Below are 900 nucleotides of genomic sequence, written 5' to 3' on the forward strand. Positions count from 1 at the left end.
CGACACCGTACGACGACTGGAAGAAGGCACCACCGACGCAGCGGCATCCGAACCGACGCTGTGGTGCCGATGGGGCACCTTCGCCACCAGCATGATCACCATCCTGTGCCGCGTCTCCGAACGGATCGACATCTACGCGCCCATGGGCATCAACCCAGCCCTCACACCGCTCGGCGCCGACCGCTGCACCGCCTACGTGCTCGAAAGCACCACGATCGACCGCACCGACATCACCCTCCGCACGATCCCACACAACGCGGGCTACTTCCCCGGCCTAGAACACCACCCACCGACCCGCTTCACCCTGAACGACGGCCCCGCAGTCGTCCACTACGCCTACCCGCACGCCGCCCACTTCACCGAAGAACCCGACCACCTGCTCGCGACATACACCCTCTTCGAACAACTCGACCAGCTCGCCGACACCACGCGACGACGATGACCACCGCCGACACCCCGTACGAGCGTCACGACCGGGACCCGTCGACCCTCGACCGCGCCCAGGCGACGGCAGCCGACCACATCCTGGGCGACACCGTGCCATCAGTAAACGCACGTCCCGCGGGTGACCAGATCGACAACGACGACGCCCGCCTGTTGTCCGGCCGCCTGGCCCTCGCCTCCGCGGTGACCCCTACCACGCCGCCCAGCCCACAGGAGAAGTCGATGGAGACCGACGAACAGACCACCACGCCGAGGATGACCACCGCACGCAGCCGCGAACTCGGCGAGGAACTGCGCCGGATCCGCCACCGCGCACGGAAATCGTCCGCGGACACCGCCGCAGCACTCGGATGGTCCCTGGGCAAACTCAGCAAACTCGAGACCGGCAGCCGAGGCACCAGCCCCTGGGAGATCGGCGTCCTGACCGGCCGACTCGGCGCCGACAAACCCACCCGC

Annotated in this window: 2 protein-coding genes; both read left to right on the forward strand. The window is 68.0% G+C overall.

Annotated elements, in window-relative coordinates:
• Positions 1-91 precede the first annotated feature (91 nt).
• Entirely contained in the window at positions 92-442 is a 351-nt protein-coding gene (locus ADK67_RS09785) for a Scr1 family TA system antitoxin-like transcriptional regulator (RefSeq protein ID WP_157620054.1), read from the forward strand.
• On the forward strand, positions 439-900 hold a 462-nt coding region (locus tag ADK67_RS09790; RefSeq protein ID WP_157620056.1), incomplete at its 3' end, for a helix-turn-helix domain-containing protein. The genes ADK67_RS09785 and ADK67_RS09790, both read left to right, overlap by 4 nt.

The organism is Saccharothrix sp. NRRL B-16348 (genome assembly GCF_001280085.1).
Classification (GTDB): domain Bacteria; phylum Actinomycetota; class Actinomycetes; order Mycobacteriales; family Pseudonocardiaceae; genus Actinosynnema.

What these genes read in the sequence shown, in the direction of transcription:
- ADK67_RS09785 (WP_157620054.1), top strand. Translation starts at nt 92, where the DNA reads ATGATCACCATCCTGTGCCGCGTCTCCGAACGGATCGACATCTACGCG.